This window comes from Arthrobacter oryzae (assembly GCF_030718995.1).
In the GTDB taxonomy this organism is placed as follows: Bacteria; Actinomycetota; Actinomycetes; order Actinomycetales; family Micrococcaceae; genus Arthrobacter; species Arthrobacter oryzae_C.
Genome location: NZ_CP132204.1, coordinates 2,243,129 through 2,261,461, shown reverse-complemented (window position 1 = coordinate 2,261,461; position 18,333 = coordinate 2,243,129). Strand labels below are relative to the sequence as shown.

The window sequence follows — 18,333 nt, the reverse complement described above, 5'->3', positions numbered from 1 at the left end:
GTCCTACTTGGCGGGTGAGTAGTTGTAGATGGACGGGACGGCCTGCTGGATCTGCGGCGTCACGTCAACCTTGGAGTTGTGGTAGTACATCTGGTTGACGCGGAACAGCGGTGCGAACCAGGCCTGCTCCACCACGTACTTGTTGACGTCCTGGGCCAGCTTTCCGGCGTCGGCTCCACCGGCGCGCACGGCCTCGATCTTGGCGTCCAGCTCCGGGTTGGCGTTCTTGAACGGGTTGTAAAGCGCCTTGGTGGAGATGATCTGGTTGATGGCAACCGTGGGCTCGCCCTGGAAGAGGGAGAAGTACATGGTGGTGTACTTCTGCGCGGCCACATCGGAGGTGAACGTGTTGGTCAGCGCAGCACCGACGTTGAGTGTGATGCCGACGTCAGCCAGCTGCTGCTTCACCACGGAGATCTGGGTTTCGAAGTTAGGGACGGCCGGAATTTCCAGCGTGAGGCCGTTTTCGTAGCCGGCTTCCTTGAGGAGCTGCTTGGCCTTCGCCGGATCGTAGCTGTAGTGGTTTTCCAGCTCTTCGGTCCAGGCTCCGCTGGCCTTGCCGAACGGCTGTGACGTGGGAGTGCCCTGGCCGAGCATGACCTGGTCCAGGATGGTCTTGCGGTCGAAGGCGTAGTTGATGGCCTGGCGGACCTTGACGTCCTTCAGTGCCGGGTTCTTGGCGCCGTCGCGGTCCAGCAGCAGCAGCCCCTGCCAGTCCACCTCGTTCGCGGCGAGCTTCATCTTGGCGCCCTCGGCCTGCTTGCCCGTCTTGGGATCCAGGATGGTGGCGTCGACCTGGCCGGAGACCAGGGCGTTGGTGCGCGCCGTGATATCCGCCAGGATCTTGAACGTGAGCTTCTGGTATTTCTGCAGGTCCTTGTTCCAGTAGTCCTTGCGCGCATTGAACACGGTCTGGGAGTCCTTGACCGACGCGGCCTTGTCCATGACATACGGGCCCGAGCCTGCCGGCTCGGTCTTGATGCCTTCGGAGCCGAGGGCTTTGGGGCTGCCCATCAGGCCGGCGGCCTGGCTGAGGAAGTACTCCAGTGCCGGGTCCGGCGTGGAGAGGTTGATGTCGATGGTGTCCGCATCCACAACGGCAACATCGGAGACCGACGCGAGCTGGGCCATCTGCGGGCCGTTGGCCTTCTTGAAGTGGTCCATGTTGGCCTTGGCAGCCTCGGCGTCGAACTTGGCGCCGTCGCTGAAAGTGACGTCGGTGCGCAGGTCAACCGTGAGCTTGGTGTTGGCCTCGTTGTACTTCCATTCGGTCGCCAGCATAGGGCTGAGCTTTCCGTCCGGTTCGCGCAGGATCAGCGTGTCGTAGACGGCCTGGTAGGGCTGCAAAACGTGGCCAACATGTGCCTGGGCAGGATCCCAGGACCGTACGTCCTGGATGGTTCCGATGGTCAGAGCAGTGGCAGCAGCTGCGGCCGGGCCGGAGTTTGCGGTGCCGCCGCAAGCGGTCAGTGCGAGCGCGGCGCTGACTGTGAGGGCGGTTGCTGCCGCCTTGGGACCTAACTTCATTGTTGGCTCCTTGGATCTGTGGAACGTGGGACTTGCAGAATGAAGCCGGTGTGGCGTGGACCACACCGGCCGTGTGAGATTCAGAGTACGCATTGTTGCTTTATTTGGCAACCGATTGTCAAAGATGTTGCAATGTTGCCGCGTGGTGTTCAGAAATGAAACGTTCTAAAACGTTTTTCGGCATACAACCGGTTGCGATCGCAGGCCCTTACCAACGGTTGCGGCGGGCCTCAGGACACGTGGTCGGCAGCCTCGGGGTAGCTCTGCCGGTAGACGTCCTTGATGATGCGCAGCGACTTTTCCGCCTCCGCAGGGCTGATCCAGAACGGTTCCGCGTCGTCCAGCCGGGCGTAGAAGTCCTTGATCAGCAGCTCGTGCGAGACACCCCAGTAGGACCTGCCGCCGGAGTCGCTCCTGCGCTCCGGAACGACGTCGACCCGCCCGTCCTCATGGGTCACCGTCAAGTCTCCCCGCAGGCTCAGCACCGCCTTCTCCGTGACGACGTCGAGTGTCACTGGTGCGTTGAACGCGTTGGCCAGGGTGGCATAGAACGCGCTCCGGGCACCATTGGCGTGCTCCGCCACGAATTCCGCGGTGTCCTCCACCTCGATCGTTTCGCCCAGGAACCGCGTGGAAGCGTTGCCGCTGACCGCCACCACGTCCCCCACCAGCCATTGGAGCAGGTCCACGGTGTGGATGGCCTGGTTCATCATCAGCCCGCCGCCGCCAGCGGCCCAGGTGCCGCGCCACGGCCGGCTTTGGTAGTACTCGGCCGAGCGCTGCCACAGCACGGTTGCGGACGCACCCACCACGGACCCCAGCTCGCCGGATTGCAGCAGGGCATGCATGGCCTGCGACGTTGCGTTGTACCGGTTCTGGAAGCACACGGCGATTTTCGCGCTGCCGGCCGAGGCGGCTTCAACCAGCCGCGCACCTTCGGCCAGGGTGTGCGCCAGGGGCTTCTCCACAATGACGTTGACGCCGCGTTCCAGGCAGTCCGCAGCCAGCGAGGCGTGCTGGTCATGCGGGGTACAGATATGCACCACGTCCGGCCGCACGGCGTCGATCAGGCTCAAGTGATCGGCGAAGCCGGGGACGCCGTAGGCGGCCACCGCGGCCGCCAGCCGCCCCGGGTCCGCATCACAGACCGCAACCAGCGTGGCGCCGTCGAGCTTTGCCACCGCCTCGAAGTGCACGGCGGAAACGTCGCCGCAGCCGATGACCGCCGCCGTCGTACTCAAGAGAGTTCAACGCCGTTCTTCGCGGCCAGCGCGGCAAAGGCCCGGGCCGCGATGCCGAAGGCCACCGGCCCCGAGAAGCCGCCCAGCTCATGGGCGCTGGCCAGGTGCGGTTCCAGGGAGGCGAAGCCGGTGAAGCCGTCCGCCTTCAGGGCGGCGATGGTGGCGTCCAGTTCGCCGTCGCCTTCGCCGGAGGGCACCACTTCGCCGGTGGTGGACAGCGCATCCTTGACCTGGAAGTACTCGAGGTACGGCCGCAGCATCGCGTAGCCGTCGGTGTAGGGCTTGACGCCCACCTGCACAAAGTTGGCGTTGTCCCAGGCTATGCGCAGCGCCGGGGAGTCCACCGTCGTCATGATGTCCAGGACGCGCTCGGGGGTGTCACCGTAGATGCCCTTTTCGTTTTCATGCAGAAGTACGACGCCGGACTCGTCAGCCAGCGCTGCCAGCGCACCCATGCGGGCCATGACCTCGTCACGGATGCCTTCAGCGCTCTGGCCGTCCGCGCGGTAGAAGGAGAAGATCCGGATGTACTTGGTGTCGAGGCCCTTGGCCACGGAGATGATCTGGCGGAGGCGCTCCAGCTCGTGTTCCACCGGCAGGCTCACGTCCACCTTGCCGATGGGGCTGGCCACTGCGGACACCTTGAGGCCCTTTTCGTCGAGGATGTCCTTGAGCGTGGCAACCTGCTGCGGTTCCAGCTCGGAAACATTGGTGCCCCAGGCGCTTCGCACTTCGATGTGGCTGGCGCCCAGGGCCAGCAGCACGGCGGCCTGCACTACCGGGTCCGGATCAATTTCATCGCCGAAGCCTGAGAGCGGCCAGACTGCGGTTGTTGTTTCGCTCACGCGGATCTCCTGGGTTTCGCGGCCGCCGCGCGGGCAGCCCTCATTCGGCTCCAGCGCGGTGACGCAGTTCACAAACGGTGTCCCGCCTAGTTTAGCCAGCGCGGCGGCTGATGACAACCGGTTGCCATTCTTTGACAATCTGTGGCATTCTTGGCAGAGCGGATCTGTGTCGGCAGTCACAGTCCTGTTCAACCGACCCGGCCGTCACGGCCCGGCCACCACGTTCAGAGAGGAGCGCCGTGGCTACGACGCAACCAGCAGCAGTGGACCGCCCGCCCACCATCCACGACATCGCGGCGCTCTGCGGTGTGGCGGCCTCCACCGTTTCCCGGGCGCTTTCCACTCCGGACAGGGTCAATATCAGGACGCGCCAGCGGATCGAGGCGGCCGCGGCGCAGCTGCACTACATTCCCAACAGCCAGGCAAAGGCGCTGAGTTCAGGCCGCACCGGCGCGGTGGGAGTGCTTGTCCCCGACATCACCAACCCCTTTTATTTCGACCTCATCAGGGGCACCCAGCTCCAGCTCAAGGCGGCCGGCTATACCCAGCTGCTGGTGGACACGGAGGAATCCGACGAAGTGGAAGCCAGCACCATGGAGCAGCTGCGCAAGAGTGCGGACGGCATCGTGGTGGCGGCCTCCCGGCTAAGTGACGAGGCTCTGCTCGCGGCTGCGGCAAAGATGCCCATGGTCACCATCAACCGTGACGTCCCCGGTGTCCCCGCAGTCCTCATCGACACCCCGTCCGCCACCAGCCAGGCCCTGGACCACCTCATCTCGCTGGGCCATACCCGGATCGCCTACATGGCCGGGCCGCCCTCGTCCCAGTCCAGCGAACGCCGCTGGATTGCGCTGTCGGCCGCGGCCGAGGAGCGCGGCGTGGAAGTGCGCCGGCTGGGACCGTTCGCCCCCAAGACGCAATCCGGAGCAGCCGCCGCGGACGCCGCCGTGCACAGCGGTGTGACTGCCTGCATCGCGTTCAACGACCTGATTGCCATCGGCATGCTCCAGCGGCTGCGCGAACGCGGGATCCGGGTTCCGGAAGACATGAGCATTGTGGGCTGCGACGACATCTTCGGCGCCGACTTCTGCAATCCGCCGCTGTCCACCATGGCGTCCCCGATCGAACAGGCCGGCCGGGTGGCCGTGTCCATGCTGCTGGCCCAGCTGAACCCGCTGGCCGGCGGCGGCACCCGGAGCCGGTCCGTGATGCCCACCCACCTCACCGTCCGCGGCTCCACCGGGCCCGCGCCGGATGCAGGTCCTCAGGCGGCCGGTACGGCGGATGCGAGGCCGCAGGCACCCCGTACGGCGTAGGGGCCGCAGGCACCCCGTACGGCGTAATTCCCTGCCTGGTTCAGGCGGACACAGTTGAGCACGGTTGACACTGCTGACTAGTCTGGATCACATGCGCGAACTCCAGGCCAGGATCATTGAAGAAATGGGCGTCCAGCCCCGGATCGACCCCGCCGGGGAGGTGCGCAAACGCGTCACCTTCCTGAAGGAATACCTCAAGGCAACGGGCACCAAGGGCTACGTCCTGGGCATCTCCGGAGGCCTGGATTCTTCGCTCGCGGGCAGGCTCGCGCAGCTTGCCGTCGAAGAGCTCGAGGCCGAAGGAACGGAAGCCAATTTCGTGGCGGTCCGCCTTCCGTACGGCGTGCAGCATGATGAGGACGACGCCCAGGCCGCCCTTGACTTCATCAAGGCCAAGACCGAGTGGACGTTCAATATCTCCGCCGCGGTGGACGGCTTCGAGGACGAGTTCGAGAAGACCGTGGGCAACGGCATCTCCGACTTCCACAAGGGCAACACCAAGGCCCGCACCCGCATGATCGCGCAGTATGCCCTCGCCGGCGAGCACAACTACCTGGTGATCGGCACGGACCACGGCGCCGAATCCGTCACCGGATTCTTCACCAAGTACGGCGACGGCGGCGCTGACATCCTGCCGCTGTTCGGGCTGAACAAGCGCCAGAACCGGGCACTCCTCGCTGAGCTCGGCGCTCCGGCCCGGATCTGGGAAAAGGTCCCCACGGCCGACCTCCTCGACGGCAAACCCGGCCGCACCGACGAGGACGAACTGGGCCTGAAGTACGACCAGATCGACGACTACCTCGAAGGCCGCGACGTCCCCGACGCCGTTGCCGAGTCGATCGAGCAGAAGTACCTCCGCACCCGCCACAAGCGCACGGTCCCGGTCACCATCTTCGACACCTGGTGGAAATAGCCCTAGATTGGGGGTGCCGCCCGGCCGGGCGGCACCCCCGCTGAAGCCCCCCTGCGGCACTGCGCTTCGGCCGGCGGCGGGCCAAACCGGGGCACTTTGAACCTTGGCTGGCCCTTTCCGGCCCCAAATGCCGGCGTGTCCGTGTCAATGTGCCCCATGGCGGCCGGTTGGCTCCGCCGGACAGGACCAGCGCCCGCCGTTGCCGGTTCCTCTCCAAACCCCTAGGCGCCGCCCGGTGACCGCGTCAGCAGGGTGGAGGCCCGATGCGCCTCCTCCAGCAGGAGGCGGCCCAGGGTTTCCTGCCGGTCGCCGCGGAAGCGTGGTTCGATCCCGGTCAGCGACAACGCCCAGGCGGGGCGCCCGCGCTGATCGAAGACCGCGGCTCCCATCCCCCAGCTTCCCTCGAGCACCAGCCCCGGGTTCACCGAGTATCCGGCTTGCCGGGTCCTGGCCAGGTTCTCCCGGACCAGGGCCTCGGTGTGGGCCGCCGCGAACCGGCCAGCATGCCCGGCCCAGCCTGCGAACAGTTCCTCCTGCTCGGCTTCCGGCAGGAATGCCATGATCGCGGTTCCGGCGGATGCCACGCCCAGCGGGAAGCGGACGCCCTCATGAAGCACAAAGGACCGCACTGGAAAGCTGCCTTCTTCCCGGAGCAGGCACACTGTTTCCGCTCCGCGACGGATGGAGAAGAAGGCGCTTTCCCCGGTTTCTTCAGCCAGCCGGCGCAGGCTGGGGCGCGCAATGTCTTCCAGCGGAAAACGGGCTGAGGCAACGGAACCCATCAGCAGGATTTCCGGGCCCAGCACCCAGTTGCCGCTTTGGGGGTCCTGGTCCAGGAGCCCTTCGGAGGCCAGCGAGCTCAGCAGCCGGTGCACAGTGGGGCGGGTGAGGCCGGACTCGCGGACCAGTTCGACCAGCGGTGAGCCTTCCGGTTTGCGTCCGACAATGCGCAGCAGGGACGCCACGCGGCTGACGACTTGTGCGCCCTGGACCGGTTGTGACGTCATCATCCACCTCAAGTTCTTTTGTCAGCTTTGCCTAAAGTATCCATATTGTGGACACATAAAAGGCTACGGTCCACACTGTAAAAAGGCCATATATAAGCCCGGAATTTCCCGTTGACAGGCGCAGAAGACGCACCGTAGGCTCCAAGACCAGACGATCAGTCCACAAAGTGGATGACAGACAAAAGCTCAACGAGGAGATGCAATGTCAAAGGTGAAATCCGTTGCGGCCGCCGCACTGCAGGACGTGTTGCGGGACGGCATGACGCTCGCGGTGGGCGGCTTCGGCCTCAGCGGCATCCCGGCGGACCTGATCGAGGCTGTCCGCGATTCAGGCGTCAAAGACCTCACCGTGGTGTCCAACAACATGGGCGTGGACGGCAAGGGCCTTGGGTTGCTGATCGAGTCGGGACAGGTCCGCAAGGTGATCGCCTCCTATGTGGGCGAGAACAAGCTCTTCGCCGAGCAGTACCTTGCCGGCAAGCTCGAGGTCGAATTCACCCCCCAGGGCACGCTCGCCGAGCGCCTCCGCGCCGGCGGTGCCGGCATCCCGGCTTTCTACACCAAGACGGGCGTGGGCACCCTCGTCGCAGAGGGCAAGCCGCTGGCGGAGTTCGACGGCGAAACGTACGTTCAGGAGCGCGCCATCGTGGCCGACGTCGCACTGGTCCACGCGCACACCGCAGATACGGACGGCAACCTGATCTACCGCTATACCGCCCGCAACTTCAACCCCGTGGTGGCAACGGCGGGCGCGGTGACTGTCGCCGAAGCCGAAGTGATCGTGGAGCCGGGCCCGCTGGACCCCAACCACATCGTGACCCCCGGCGTGTTCGTCCAGCGCCTGGTCCAAGCCAGCGGCAGGGTCAAGGACATCGAACAGCGCACGGTCCGCACACGCGCCGCGGCTCCCGTCCCCGCCTAGCACCCCGCAGCCCGGCGCGCCGAGGCTCCCGTCCCCGCCTGACCCACAGCGCGAACGAACACTTAAGCCCCCAGATTTCACGAAACCAAGGAGAACCCCATGGCCTGGACCAGGGATGAAATGGCTGCCATCGCGGCTGAAGAACTGAACGACGGCGACTACGTCAACCTCGGCATCGGCATCCCCACGCTGGTGGCCAACAACCTGCCCGACGGCGTCCGTGTGGTCCTGCAGAGTGAGAACGGCCTGCTCGGCATGGGCCCCTTCCCTTACGAGGGCGAGGAGGACGCGGACCTCATCAACGCCGGCAAGCAGACCGTTACGGTGTTGCCCGGCGGCAGCATCTTCGACTCGGCCACGTCCTTCGGGATGATCCGCGGCGGCCACGTGAAGGTCGCCATCCTGGGCGCCATGCAGGTCTCCGGCAGCGGCGACCTCGCCAACTGGACCATCCCCGGCAAGATGGTCAAGGGCATGGGCGGCGCCATGGACCTCGTGGCCGGCACCCCGCGCGTGGTGGTGCTCACCGAACACAACGCCAAGGACGGTACGGCGAAGATCGTCAACGAATGCACCCTGCCCCTCACCGGGCTGAGCTGCGTGGACCGGATCATCAGCGACCTCGCGGTTTTCGACCTTGTGAAGAATGAACAAGAAACAGGCGGCGGCCGGCAGCTCACCCTGACCCGACTCGCCCCCGGCGTCACCCTTGATGAGATCCGTGAGAAGACCGAAGCCGATTTCGTCGTCGCCCTCGGGAACGACGCGGCCCCCGCCCTGGAAGGAGCCACAGCATGAGCCTGAAAGACCAGTTCGGCAAGGACGTCCTGCTCACCGGCTGGGGCCACAGCCGCTTCGGCAAGCTCACGGACGAGACGCTCGAGTCCCTGATCGTGCAGGTGGCCGGCGAGGCCATCACCAACGCAGGCATCGAGCCGGGCCAGATCGACGAAATCTACCTCGGGCAGTTCAACTCCGGCATGATGCCGCTGGCCTTCCCGTCCTCGCTGGCCCTGCAGGTCTCCGAGCAGCTGGCCAACGTCCCGTCCACGCGGGTGGAGAATGCCTGCGCGTCCGGCTCCGCCGCCTTCCAGCAGGGCACCAAGTCCCTGCTGGCCGGCACCGCGAAGACCGTCCTGGTGATCGGCGCCGAGAAGATGACCCACGCCGGCGCCGACGTTGTGGGCGCGGCCCTGCTGGGCGCGGACTACGACATGGCCGGCAAGGCCTCCACCACGGGCTTCACCGGGCTCTTTGCCGAGGTCGCCAAGCACTACGAGAAGCGTTATGGACCGGTTTCCGACGTCCTGGGCACCATCGCAGCGAAGAACCACCGCAACGGCGTGGACAATCCCTACGCCCAGCTCCGCAAGGATCTCGGCGAGGAGTTCTGCCGCGCGGTCTCGGACAAGAACCCCATGGTCGCCGACCCGCTGCGCCGCACCGACTGCTCCCCCGTGTCCGACGGCGCCGCCGCCGTCGTGCTGTCCGTCTCGCCCACCGGCGGGGCAACTGCCCCGGTGCGGCTCGCCGGTTTCGGCCACGCGAACGATTTCTTCCCCACCGAGCGGCGGGACCCCACCGCGTTCGCAGCAACCCGCGCGTCCTGGCAGCGCGCACTGGCGATGGCCGGCGTCGTGCTTGAGGACCTGGACTTCGCCGAAGTTCACGACTGCTTCACCATCGCCGAACTGCTCATGTACGAGGCGATGGGCCTGACCGAACCCGGCCAGGGCGTACGCGCGGTCGAGGAAGGCTGGGTGTTCAAGGACGGCAGGCTGCCCGTCAACGTCTCCGGCGGGCTCAAGGCCAAGGGCCACCCCGTCGGAGCCACCGGCGTCTCGCAGCACGTCATTGCAGCCATGCAGCTCACCGGAACAGCCGGCGGCATGCAGCTCGCCAATCCGCGCCGCGCCGCCGTGCAGAACATGGGCGGGGTGGGCATAGCCAACTACGTCAGCGTGCTCGAGGCCGTCTAACCCACCCATGTAAGTAGCAGCAGGTGTCGTTTTGAACCCTCAAAACGACACCTGCTGCTACTCAGTTGGGTTAGCGCCCCCGGATCAGGGCCGCGATCCCGGTGAACCCCAGCCGATCCGCGTTCTCCAGCGCGGTGCGGCCCTGCGGATCGCGGATGCCGGGGTCGGCGCCGGCTTCGAGCAGCAACCGGACCACGTCCTGCTGCCTTGGCCCGCCGTCGTTGAGCAGGATGGCTTCCTGCAGGGCCGTCCAGCCCAGGTTGTTGACGTGGTTCACCGGCACGCCGGCGGCGATGAGGATCCGCACAGTGTCCACGTGGCCGTGTTCGCTGGCGGGGATGAGCGCCGTGCCGCCGAAGCGGTTGGTGCTGCGCACGTCCGCGCCGGCAGACAGCGTCAGCTGAAGCACCTCGTTGAACCCCTCTGCCCCGGCATAGAGGAATACCGAGTCGTGGATGGCGTCCTTGGCATTGACGTCGCCGCCGGCGCTGATCAGTTCCGCCACCGCGCCGGCATCATTGGCTTTGGCGGCCCGGATCAGCCGCTGGTCGAGCTCCGCTTGGGCCTCGGGGGACAACGCCGGACGGGTCGCGGTGGCCGTTTCCGTCACCGGTGCGGTACTGACGTGAACGGTCGACGGCGGGGAGTCCAGCGGCTCCGGCTGCCCCGGGCCCGCCTGGCAGGCAGCCAGGCAACCGGCCACGCAGGCGGCCGCCGGAAGCAGCCCCCACCTGTGCCACGTCCTGAACCGCACCATGAACCTGAGCCTACTTCGCGGTTCCGGCCGCAGCGGCGACGGCCTCGGCTCCGGCGGTGGCGCAGGCTTCGTCCAGGGCGCCGTCCGGTGCGCCGCCCACACCGATGCCGGCCACGGACACCCCGTTGACCTTGAGCGGGACGCCGCCGGCCAGGAAGAGTGTGCCGGGAAGGTCGGCGATGCTGGGGCCGTTCCCGTTGATGCGCTTGGCCAATTCGCTGGTGGGCGTACCGAAGGCGGCTGCGGTGTAGGCCTTCTGCTGCGCCGCCTCAATGGTGTGTTCAGCGGCGTTGTCGCCGCGGAGGAGTGCCTGCACCGTGCCGAACCGGTCCACCAGGGCCACGGTCACGAACGGCAGCTTGTCGGCCTGGCACTTGGCGAGGGCAGCCTTGACGGCTTCGGCGGAGGCACCCACGCTGATCCGGTTCTGCGCCACCACTGTTTCGGGCGCCGGCTGGACATCGACGGCGGGCACCGCCGCGGGCACGACGGCGGCAACTCCCGCCGGGGCAGCAGCTATGGTTCCCGCATTGGCCGCGGCCGTCAGCCCTCCGGTCAGGAGCAGCGCTCCGGCGGCAGCGGCGGCGGCGATTTTAGTGGACTTCTTCACGGTTCTCCTCGGAATTGGGGACTCCCCGGACTCACGTCCCGGGCTCAAATCCATCCTTTCGGCCCGGGGCCCCGCCGGCATCGGGCATTGGTCTGCCGAAGCCTCACCCATCGGGCTGGAGGTATCAGCCAAAAGTCTGAGAGACCAGCAACGGCGCGGGCCCTAGCATGGTGGATAGAACTCCTCCACCGGAACCGGACCCCCATGCCCTCCTTACCGCCAGCCCCTCGGACGCCGCTGGGCCGCATTGACGCCGTCGTCCATTGTGGTTTTGCCGTGCTGCTGGTGGCGTCGGCAGTCCGTTACGTGATGCGCCACAGCCCCGCGGACAACCTGTGGGTGCTGGCCCTCGCCGCGGCCGTGTGTTCGCTCTATGCCGTCATCGCCGTGCTTTCGCAGCGCCGCCGGCCGTGGGCGGTGTGGATGTTCGCGCTGGTGGCATTGTGGGCGGTGCTGGTGATCGCGGCGCCCAGCTTTGCGTGGTGCTCGTTTGCCGTGTTCTTCCTGTGCAGGACGGCCTTCAGCGGCTGGGTGGCGTACCTGGCGGGAGGCGCGACGGCGGCAGCCACCGCCGTCGGGCTGTTCCGGCTCAGCGGCGGCAGCGATGTGGCCATGCTCCTGGGACCCCTGGCCGTGGGCGTCATGCTGACGCTGATCTACGACAGGATCGAGCAGGACGCCGCGGAGCAGCGCCGCCTCCATTCCGAGGTGTCGCTGGCACAGGGACGGCTGGCGGCCAGCGAGCGCCGGGCCGGCACGGTCGAGGAACGTGAGCGGGTGTCGCGGGAAATCCACGACACCGTGACGCAGGGCCTGGCCAGCAGCCTGCTCCTGCTGGAGGCCGCGAACAGGTCGTGGCCCAGTCCGGCCGCGCGGGAGGACGTCCTCAGTGCCAGCGGGATGCTGCGCCGCAACCTTGCCGATACCCGGAGCCTGGTCCACGAGCTGGCCTCCCCGGGGCTGGACGCCGCGCCGCTGCCGGATGCCCTCCTGCAGGCGGCATCACAATACATACCGGGTATTCGCCTGCTGGTGACCGGTGAGCCTCGCCCCGTCCCCGCGGACGTCCGGCATGCCCTGCTCCGCGTGGTCCAGAGCGCCGCCGCGAACACGAAGCTGCATGCAGCGGCGGCGAACGCCACGGTAACGCTGGGATTCCTGCCCGGAGCCGTCACCTTGGACCTGTACGACGACGGCGCCGGTTTCGACCCGCTGTCGCTGGCGCCGCCGTCGGACGCCGGAGGCTACGGACTCCGGGCCATGCGCCAGAGGGTGGAGCAATTGGGCGGGGTGTTTTCGGTGGAAAGCGCCCCCGGGGAAGGGACGATCGTGGCCGCGCAACTGCCCACCGGGGAGGACCAATGAACCGCATCACAGTGCTTCTGGTGGATGACCATCTGGTGGTCCGCAGCGGGCTCAAGGCGCTGCTGGGAACGCAGCCGGACATCGAGGTGGTGGCGGAGGCGGCCTCCGGCGAGGAGGGCCTGGCCCTGGCGGAGCAGCTCAGCCCGGCGGTGGTGGTGATGGACCTGGCCATGGGTGCCGGCATGGACGGAATCGAGGCCATCAAACAGCTGCGCCGCCGCAACGCCAGGCAGGCCGTGCTGGTGTTCACCACCTATGACTCGGATGCGGACATCGTCCGGGCCGTGGACGCCGGCGCCATGGGCTACTTGCTCAAGGACGCGGCACCGGAGGAGATCTTCGCCGCGATCCGGGGCGCGGTCCAAGGCAAAAGCGTCATGAGCGCTCCGGTGGCATCGCGGCTCTTCCAGCAGCTGCGGAGCCCGGATGAGGTCCTGACTCCGCGCGAGGCTGAGCTGCTGAGCCTGCTGATTGAAGGGCTCAGCAACCGGGAGCTCGGCCAGCGGCTGTTTATCTCCGAAGCCACGGTGAAGACGCACCTGGCGCACATTTACGCCAAGCTCGGAGTGGAAACCCGTGCCGCCGCGATCGCCACGGCAATCCGGCGCGAAGGGATGCGCTAGCGGATGCGATACTAAGTCTGCGTAGTGTTCCGGGCCGCGTGCCGTCCGGGACCTCGCTTCGTTGCGAGCCGGGGGAACTGAATGCAACTCGACACGTTAACCCTCAGGGTTGCCTTCGCCATTGTCGCCTTCACGTTGGCGCTGCTGTTCTACTTTGCCGCGTACCGCAGCACGCGATCGCCTTACAGCGCCTGGTGGTGTGTGGCCCTGACACTGTTCCTCGCCGGTTCCGCATCCTATTTGCTGAACGGAACGCCGCACCAGGCGTGGGCCAATCCGCTGGGGAATTGTTTGCTGGTGGCCGGCGGAGCCTGTGTCTGGGCCGGTGCCCGGTCGTTGCGGGCATCACGGCCGCGCGCCTGGCAGCTGGCGGCGGGACCGGCCGTGGTCACAGTCTCTTCGGCCCTGGAGAACCCCGGCACGAACATCTGGGCCGGAGGCGCCGTCTTCCTTGCCCTGATGGCCCTGATGCTGGGCCTGGCGTCGCGCGAACTCTGGCAGCTGGAGCCGGGCTACTCAAGGGTCCGCATCCCGTTGGCCATCGCCGCTGCTTTCTTCTCGTTCTACTACGTCTGCCGCCTGGTCGTTTACCTCGCTGAAGGACCGGACGGGCCCGTCTTCGTCACGTATTTCGGCTCTGCCGTCACCACCCTGGTCACCATGGTGCTGCTGGTAGTGGTGTCCTTCAGCATGGCCGCCCTCAGCAGTGAACAGCAGACACGCGCGCTCCGGGCCGTGGCCACCCAGGACGGCCTCACGGGACTGCTCAACAGGGCTGCTTTCATGGACCTCGCCTCAGGGGAGCTGCAGCGGCTGCGGCACACCCGGGCATTGGGGTCCCTGATCCTGGCCGACCTGGACCATTTCAAGGCGGTCAACGACACCTACGGCCACGCTGCCGGGGACGCGGCACTGCAGTCGTTCGCCGCCGCGTGCAACGGCGCGGTCCGGTCAACAGACCTCGTGGGCCGTTACGGCGGCGAGGAGTTCATTTTCCTGCTGCCGGGGGTGAGCCCGGACCGGGCCGAAGCCATCACGAAGGAGATCAACCGGCATCTGAAGGCTGTCCGCGGTCCGGACGGTTCCCGGATGCCCACCGTCAGCTACGGCATCGCCCCCATTGGCCGCGGAACGTCCGGCCTCGATGAACTGATCGCGACGGCGGACGCCGCCCTGTACCGGGCCAAATCCCTGGGCCGTAACCGCACTGTCCGCGGAGTCCACACGCCGTAGCGCCCAAGTAGGGCATTTCTCCCCTTTGCGCCGCCCGCCGGCAGGTCTAGGGTGATCCGCATCAGTGTCCACCGCCGTCGAGGAGCCGTTATGGCCGGGTTTGTTCAGATCATGGAATTCAAGACCTCCCGCATCGAGGAAATCGAAGCGCTGGGCCGTCCGTCAAGAACCGAGGGAAGCACTGCGCCCACGTTCCGCCGCATTGTTGCGACGGCGGACAGGGACCGCCCGGGGACCTATTTCACCATCGTCGACTTCGATTCCTTTGACTCGGCGATGGAAAATTCCGGGCGCCCGGAAACGTCGGAATTCGCTGCCAAGATGGCGGCACTGTGCGACGGGCCCGTGATCTTCCACAATCTGGATGTCCTGTGGGAGGACACCGGAGAAAGTCCGGATAACAGCTAGGAGCAGGATATGGCTTCTGAACGTCCCGCTCCGGAGCACGGTGCCGGAGGCCTCATTGTTGACCTGGGCCAGCTGGAGTCTGCGTCGCTGGCCCAGGTGGGCGGCAAGGCCCTGAACCTCGGCTGGCTGGTCGCCGCGGATTTTCCGGTGCCGCCGGGTTTCTGCCTGACAACAACCGGCTACAGGATGGCCGCGCCCGCGGAACTCGAGGCTATCGCCGCACGCCTGGACGGACTGACGGACCAAGACCGGGACGGGCTCGCGCGGCGTGGCCGCGATGAGATGGCGGCCGCGCCGGTACCGGCCGACGTCGAAGCCGCCGTCCGTAACGCCTACGCCGCCATGGGCAGCGGACTGGTCGCGGTGCGTTCATCAGCCACCGCCGAAGACCTGCCCTTTGCCAGCTTCGCAGGGCAGCAGGACTCTTTCATGGATGTGGTGGGGGCGGACGCCGTCGTGGAGGCTGTCCGGCGCTGCTGGGCGTCCTTGTGGACGGACCGCGCGGTGGCGTACCGCACAGCGAACGGGATCAGTCACCGTGAGGTGGGCCTCGCCGTCGTGGTTCAACGAATGGTCGACGCCGTTACGGCCGGTGTTCTGTTCACGGCCGATCCGGTGGCCGGCACACGGAACCGGACCGTTATCGATGCCAGCTCAGGCCCCGGGCAGGCGGTGGTGTCCGGCGCGGTGAATCCTGAACACTTTGTGGTGGATACGGCGTCGGGCCGGATCCTGCAGTGGCCGCAGGGCCGGGTTCCGAGCCTGACCGAGGCGCAGCTTCGCGAACTGGCGTCCCTCGGTGATGCCGCCCAGCGGCTGTTCGGCGCACCGCAGGACGTGGAATGGGTCATCGACGGCGGGGGCAAGGCCTGGCTGACCCAGTCGAGGCCCATCACCACGCTGTACCCGCTGCCGGAGGACGACCCGCTGGGCGGGCAGGCCGGCACGGACGGCGGTGCGGGCGAAGACACCCGCGTTTACCTGTGCGGCACCCTGCTGCAGGGCCTCACACGCCCCATCACTCCGATGGGACTCTCGGTACTGAGCCTCATGAGGGGCAACAACAAAGGGCCGTGGAAAACCGCGAACCCGGGATTGCGGATGTACGTGGAGCTGACACCAATCATCCGCAACAAGTCCGGCCGCCAGGGACTGCTGAGGCTGCTGCCGCTCGCCGACGGAAGGTCGGCTGCCGTATTACCTTCGCTCCTGGACGATCCGCGGTTCAGCATCGTCAAACCGGCCCGACGCAGGCCAGGCCGGGGGAAGTCCAGCCGCGAAGGGTCCGGACGCGAGGAGGCACCTGCCCGGACGCAGTCCCGGGGCACCGAAGGCAGTCAGGGACTGGGCCTGTATCTGGGGCTCATTCCGGCCATGGTCCGCGCCCTGCTGTGGCCGGACCTGGAACTGAGGACGGCGCGGCGACACCAGGACAGACTCGCAGCGCAGCTGGCCCTCCCCCTGCCGGCGACGGCGGCCAGGCGGCTCCAGCACGCCGAGGACATCCTGGTCACCACGGTCAACGGGTTGATCCGGGCAACGCTGCCGGCACCGTCCGTGGGGTATCTGATGCTGGCGGCGGCCCGAAGGTTGCTGCGCGGGATTGCCAAGCCGCGCGAACTTGAGGCTGTCCTTCGGGGGCTCCCCCACAACGTGACCACCATTATGGACCTTGAACTGTGGCACCTGGCTGTATCACTGGGCAGGGATCCGGAGGCACGCCGGGCGTTCACGGAACTAAAGCCCGGGGAGCTGGCCGCCCTCTACAAGGCGGGCACGCTGCCAGCCGGCGCCCAGGCCGGGCTGCGGAAGTTCCTGTCCAAGTACGGCCACCGGGCCGTGGCGGAAATCGACCTGGGGATGCCGCGGTGGTCCGAGGAACCGGACCACCTGCTGGGAATGATCTCGAACTATCTTCGGGTGGAAGATCCCGAGCAGGCGCCGGACCGGCAGTTCGCCCGGGCCGCCGACCATGCGGAGGCCCGGATCAGCGAGCTGGTGGCGCGTGCCGGGACCAAGAGCCGGCTGCGGGCGCGCCTGGTGGCGCTGTGCCTGCGCCGGGCACGCCAGCTGTCCGGCCTGCGGGAACTGCCCAAGTTTTACATCGTGATGGTGCTCGCGGAGATGCACAGGCAGCTCACTGCGGTCGGCACCGAACTGGCGGCGGCCGGAACCGTGGAGGCCGCAGGTGACGTGTTCTTCCTGGACTTCGATGAACTGCGTGTGGGCTTTCGCGGTGCGGATCTGAAAGGCATCGTCGCCCGCCGCCGCCGGCTGTACGACGTCGAACTCCGGCGGCGGCGCATACCGCGCCTTCTGCTCTCGGACGGCACCGACGTCGAGGCCGCCATGATGGCTGCGGCCGCCGCGCAGCCCCGGCCGGCTGCAGCGGACCGGCTGACGGGGACGCCGGCTTCTGCCGGAACCGCCACCGGGAGGGTCCGGGTGGTCATGGACCCGGTGGGCGCCCACCTGGAACCTGGGGAGATTCTGGTGGCCCCCTCCACGGATCCCGGCTGGACGCCACTCTTTATGACGGCTGGCGCCTTGGTGATGGAGATGGGCGGCGTCATTTCGCACGGGGCAGTGGTGGCCCGCGAATACGGCATCCCGGCCGTGGTGGGTGTTGCGGATGCCACCCTTCGGCTGCACGACGGGCAGACCGTCACCGTGGACGGGGCCGCGGGAACTGTCACGTGGTGATGGACGACGCGACGCTGAAGGACGCGGAGATCCGCGACTGGAACTGGGCTGTCCTTCCCCCGGGTGCCGTGAGCACGCGTTTTGCGGCGCCGAGCGGGAGCCTGGCCATGGTAGCCATGGGCAAGCCGCAGAACCCGCGGGTGGTGCTGGTTCCCGGAGCCACGGGCTCCAAAGAGGACTTCGCCGTCATGATGCCGGAGCTGGCCGAGGCGGGGTTTTATGTGCTGAGTTACGATCTGGCGGGCCAGTACGAGTCTGCAGGCGCCGGGCCCGAGAACCTCGTCCCGGCCCGCAGCCATTATGACTACGAGCTCTTCGTGAACGACTTCATCGCGGTGATGGAGTCCGGTGACGTTCCTGCGCATGTGGTGGGTTACTCTTTTGCCGCGATCGTGGCTCAGATTGCGTTTTCGCGGCGCCCGGAGCTGTTCCGCAGCTTCACGCTCCTGAGCTGCCCGCCGCTGACCGGGCAGTGTTTCCGGGGAATCAGCAGAATCGGGCCATTCACCGGCTGGGCCAACGGCCGGGCGGGGGCCGCGATGATGATCTGGGGCATCCGCCGGAACGTCAACAAGGTGTCCCCCAACCGGCTGCGGTTTGTCCGGAACCGGTTCAGGTTCACGCGGCGCCAGTCCGTCCGCGACATCTACCAGCTGATGAAGAATGTCCCGGATCTCAGGCAGACCCTCGCGGCTGCCCAGGTCCCGAAATTCGTGGCCGTCGGCGAGCACGACCTCTGGCCTCTGGCCCTGCACCGCCAGTTCGCGCAGTCCATCGGCGCCCGCATTTCGGTCTATCGCGGCGGGCACAGCCCCTCCGAAACATCGCCGCACCAGTTCGGCCGGGACCTGCTCGCCATGTACGCCGCGGGCCCCTGAACCGGA

17 protein-coding genes are annotated in these 18,333 nt (G+C 67.1%); 11 read left to right on the top strand and 6 right to left on the bottom strand.

Translation table 11 applies throughout. The annotated features are described in order from the left end of the window. Window positions 1-3: 3 nt before the first annotated feature. The 3 genes from Q8Z05_RS10455 to Q8Z05_RS10445 all read right to left on the bottom strand — a co-directional run bounded on the left by Q8Z05_RS10455 (window position 4) and on the right by Q8Z05_RS10445 (window position 3,613). On the bottom strand, window positions 4-1,527 hold the full coding sequence (locus Q8Z05_RS10455) for an ABC transporter substrate-binding protein (RefSeq protein WP_305943383.1): 1,524 nt from the start codon (window positions 1,525-1,527) through the stop codon (window positions 4-6). 230 nt (window positions 1,528-1,757) lie between these two features. Continuing rightward, window positions 1,758-2,768 (bottom strand): Gfo/Idh/MocA family protein, encoded by a 1,011-nt coding sequence (locus Q8Z05_RS10450; RefSeq protein WP_305943382.1) that lies wholly within the window; start codon window positions 2,766-2,768, stop codon window positions 1,758-1,760. After that, window positions 2,765-3,613, bottom strand: coding sequence for a sugar phosphate isomerase/epimerase family protein (locus Q8Z05_RS10445; RefSeq protein WP_305943381.1), 849 nt, complete (start codon window positions 3,611-3,613; stop codon window positions 2,765-2,767). Before Q8Z05_RS10445 ends, Q8Z05_RS10450 begins: the two co-directional genes overlap by 4 nt. Before the next feature lie 239 nt (window positions 3,614-3,852). Here Q8Z05_RS10445 and Q8Z05_RS10440 point away from each other — a divergent pair, with 239 nt between their 5' ends. Further along, window positions 3,853-4,929, top strand: a complete 1,077-nt coding sequence (locus Q8Z05_RS10440; RefSeq protein WP_305943380.1) for a LacI family DNA-binding transcriptional regulator — start codon at window positions 3,853-3,855, stop codon at window positions 4,927-4,929. Window positions 4,930-5,020: 91 nt separating this feature from the next. Further along, the gene (gene nadE / locus Q8Z05_RS10435) at window positions 5,021-5,842 is read left to right on the top strand and encodes an ammonia-dependent NAD(+) synthetase (protein WP_305943379.1); all 822 of its coding nucleotides are present in this window, start codon (window positions 5,021-5,023) and stop codon (window positions 5,840-5,842) included. A 221-nt stretch (window positions 5,843-6,063) separates the two neighbouring features. On the opposite strand, the gene Q8Z05_RS10430 is transcribed toward nadE, so the two are convergent. Continuing rightward, a complete protein-coding gene (locus Q8Z05_RS10430) occupies window positions 6,064-6,849 on the bottom strand; it encodes an IclR family transcriptional regulator (RefSeq protein ID WP_305943535.1) in 786 nt (261 codons plus the stop codon). 202 nt (window positions 6,850-7,051) lie between these two features. Between Q8Z05_RS10430 and Q8Z05_RS10425 the strand changes: the two genes are divergently transcribed. The 3 genes from Q8Z05_RS10425 (at window position 7,052) to Q8Z05_RS10415 (ending at window position 9,750) form a co-directional block, all read left to right on the top strand. Further along, entirely contained in the window at window positions 7,052-7,771 is a 720-nt protein-coding gene (locus Q8Z05_RS10425; protein ID WP_305943378.1) for a CoA transferase subunit A, read from the top strand. Between the two features lie 99 nt (window positions 7,772-7,870). After that, window positions 7,871-8,569, top strand: coding sequence for a CoA transferase subunit B (locus tag Q8Z05_RS10420; protein ID WP_305943377.1), 699 nt, complete (start codon window positions 7,871-7,873; stop codon window positions 8,567-8,569). Further along, the gene (locus tag Q8Z05_RS10415) at window positions 8,566-9,750 is read left to right on the top strand and encodes an acetyl-CoA acetyltransferase (protein ID WP_305943376.1); all 1,185 of its coding nucleotides are present in this window, start codon (window positions 8,566-8,568) and stop codon (window positions 9,748-9,750) included. The genes Q8Z05_RS10420 and Q8Z05_RS10415 overlap by 4 nt, the downstream gene beginning before the upstream one ends. A 70-nt stretch (window positions 9,751-9,820) precedes the next feature. On the opposite strand, the gene Q8Z05_RS10410 is transcribed toward Q8Z05_RS10415, so the two are convergent. Further along, window positions 9,821-10,507, bottom strand: a complete 687-nt coding sequence (locus Q8Z05_RS10410) for an ankyrin repeat domain-containing protein (protein ID WP_305943375.1) — start codon at window positions 10,505-10,507, stop codon at window positions 9,821-9,823. Window positions 10,508-10,517: 10 nt separating this feature from the next. Then, window positions 10,518-11,117, bottom strand: a complete 600-nt coding sequence (locus tag Q8Z05_RS10405; RefSeq protein ID WP_305943374.1) for a GlcG/HbpS family heme-binding protein — start codon at window positions 11,115-11,117, stop codon at window positions 10,518-10,520. Window positions 11,118-11,321: 204 nt separating this feature from the next. On the opposite strand from Q8Z05_RS10405, the gene Q8Z05_RS10400 reads away from it, so the two are divergent. The 6 genes from Q8Z05_RS10400 to Q8Z05_RS10375 all read left to right on the top strand — a co-directional run bounded on the left by Q8Z05_RS10400 (window position 11,322) and on the right by Q8Z05_RS10375 (window position 18,327). Continuing rightward, window positions 11,322-12,482, top strand: a complete 1,161-nt coding sequence (locus Q8Z05_RS10400) for a sensor histidine kinase (RefSeq protein WP_305943373.1) — start codon at window positions 11,322-11,324, stop codon at window positions 12,480-12,482. Further along, window positions 12,479-13,105 carry a response regulator gene (locus Q8Z05_RS10395; protein ID WP_305943372.1) on the top strand — a complete coding sequence of 209 codons (627 nt, stop codon included), beginning with the start codon at window positions 12,479-12,481 and terminating at the stop codon, window positions 13,103-13,105. The genes Q8Z05_RS10400 and Q8Z05_RS10395 overlap by 4 nt, the downstream gene beginning before the upstream one ends. Before the next feature lie 81 nt (window positions 13,106-13,186). Continuing rightward, window positions 13,187-14,338, top strand: a complete 1,152-nt coding sequence (locus Q8Z05_RS10390; protein ID WP_305943371.1) for a GGDEF domain-containing protein — start codon at window positions 13,187-13,189, stop codon at window positions 14,336-14,338. 90 nt (window positions 14,339-14,428) lie between these two features. After that, on the top strand, window positions 14,429-14,746 hold the full coding sequence (locus tag Q8Z05_RS10385; protein ID WP_305943370.1) for a hypothetical protein: 318 nt from the start codon (window positions 14,429-14,431) through the stop codon (window positions 14,744-14,746). 9 nt (window positions 14,747-14,755) lie between these two features. Next, window positions 14,756-17,449, top strand: coding sequence for a PEP/pyruvate-binding domain-containing protein (locus Q8Z05_RS10380; RefSeq protein WP_305943369.1), 2,694 nt, complete (start codon window positions 14,756-14,758; stop codon window positions 17,447-17,449). Further along, on the top strand, window positions 17,449-18,327 hold the full coding sequence (locus Q8Z05_RS10375) for an alpha/beta fold hydrolase (protein ID WP_305943534.1): 879 nt from the start codon (window positions 17,449-17,451) through the stop codon (window positions 18,325-18,327). Before Q8Z05_RS10380 ends, Q8Z05_RS10375 begins: the two co-directional genes overlap by 1 nt. Window positions 18,328-18,333 lie beyond the last annotated feature (6 nt).